2 protein-coding genes are annotated in these 2112 nt (G+C 33.9%); both read right to left on the reverse strand.

Going from position 1 to position 2112, the window contains the following annotated elements:
* On the reverse strand, positions 1-1493 hold a 1493-nt coding region (locus tag HMPREF8571_RS10075; RefSeq protein WP_000871442.1), incomplete at its 3' end, for an Sgo0707 family adhesin.
* 450 nt (positions 1494-1943) lie between these two features.
* On the reverse strand, positions 1944-2112 hold a 169-nt coding region (locus HMPREF8571_RS11545), incomplete at its 5' end, for an LPXTG cell wall anchor domain-containing protein (RefSeq protein ID WP_141553725.1).

Consider the following 2112-nt stretch of genomic DNA (forward strand, 5'->3'; position numbering starts at 1 on the left):
ACTTGACTACCATTAGCCAAGTTCTTATCCGTCGCAGGAAGCAAGTCTTTCACTTCTTGTGGAAGCTCTTTACCTGGAGTCCCACTCACAAACTCATGATGTTTTTCATAAAGAAGGGCAGTGCTTACCTGATTAGAAGGAGCTGATAAATTATCAATATGCAATGTTACAGTATTGTCAATCTTTTCAGGACCTTTTTCTTCTACTTTTTTGTTTGTAGTAGTATTATAAGTTACAATAATTTCAGCAGAAGAATTTGCTTTTATGTATTCAGGTGTCATTTTAACAGTAACAGTTTGACCATTCTTTTCAATAGTATAATCACGCCCTTCCTGTAGAGTCACTCCACCTGATTCCACTTTAAGTCCTTGATAATCAAGGCGCTCATCAAAATTCTGAACCATTTCGATAGATGAAGGCGCTGCCAAAAGATCTTTGCCAGGAACCGGAACTTTAAACCTTGCTTTATAAGTGATATTTTGCCCCTCTTTAGCTGGAATCTCTGTAGGATCTACTTCTAGAACAGGGCTCGGATCAATTTTTTCAATATAGAGACCAAAGACGGCCGAAGCAACCTCTGTTGATGAATAAGCAAAATTCATCCTATTACTATTCGATCGAAGGGCGAAACCAGAGATATTGTTCTCAGAATAGATACCACTTGTAATCTGAGTCGCAATCCAAGCAGTTCGTTCTCCTTGGTCTTCCTGTTTCAAAACATTGGCATTGTTCATCAGACGAAGATTAACATCATTTTGATAATCTTTAATATAGAAGGTTTCCTTCAAGTTGTTTGCATCCATTGCATCGATATCCGTTGGTTTCATAACCAACTTCAAATCTGTCTCTGAACCATCTGCATAACTCAACTCGGCTGTTACATCAGCATCAATCCAAAATGCTTTATTCATGATGTAATCATGATTCGCATCTACGTAAGGAACATTACCAATTTCAAAAGCACTACTTTCCCATAATTCAGAAATTGAGAAAAATTCAACAGTAGATTTTTGAGTACTATTCATTTCAGACTCTGCTTGAGCAGTGTTTAGATAGTGAAGAGTTACCTTATTGAATTTTAAGTAAGCATCTACTTGCTTACCATTAACTGTCCCAATATTTGTGAATTTTAGAGAAAGAGGATTTTCAAAAACTTGATCCTGCTTTTTACTTTTATCTACTTTAAGAGTAAAGTTCTCCATCTCGCCTGGATAGGCAGTACCCCAGAGATATTCATAGTGGGGATTCGATAAATGAAACTGATCAACAGCCTGTGATTTAGATAAAACACTAAAATTGTTGATGTTCAAATTAAACTTACGAATATCCAAGGTTGAGATATCCGTTCCATTTTTTATTTCTTCTAAAGCCGCATAAGATTGAAGCGGAAGAAGAAAAATAGAAAAAAGTAAAACGACTAGTCCGAGAAAAGCCTGTTTTTTTCTACTGAAAATAGTAGAAAAAGGCATTCTCATGCGATATTTCCATTTCATGATGTACCTCCAAAACTAAAAATGATTATTTGATCATTTCAAAAGAAATATTCATCTCAATTTTAACACAAAAAAAGGGAAATTGAAAGCAGATATAAAAAAATATTTAATTTTTTGTATTTCCAAATTATTATTCATTCTGTCCATATATACTTAAAACATCTATATATATATTATAAAATGTGTTCTTTTTACAAAGTTGACAAGAGGTAAAGTCTATTTTGAGTCATTGAATCTATCTTCATTATGTAGTATTTATACTAGAACTCCCTCTATAAAACATACAAATAAATTAATGTTTATTTATAATTTCAAAAACAGAATTGGAGTTTCTCTCTTTTGATTTAAAAGGTCTCCGTTTATTTTATATTTTATAAAAAGAACCCGAGAATCAATCTCGAGTTCTTTTTGATATCTGTCTCACAAAAAACTTTTGAACGTTAAGATGGCTTAGTCTTTCTTACGAAGGACAAAAGCTGCTAGGCTTGCGAAGGCAAGACCGATGATTGAAAGAAGACCAGATACCGCAGAACCTGTGTTTGGTAGAGCTTTCTTATCTTGACTTGCAGTTTCTTCTTTCTTGTTGCTTTCAGCTTGATTTCCTGTTGTTGTAGATGCT

The organism is Streptococcus mitis ATCC 6249, from assembly GCF_000146585.1.
GTDB lineage: Bacteria > Bacillota > Bacilli > Lactobacillales > Streptococcaceae > Streptococcus > Streptococcus mitis_AZ.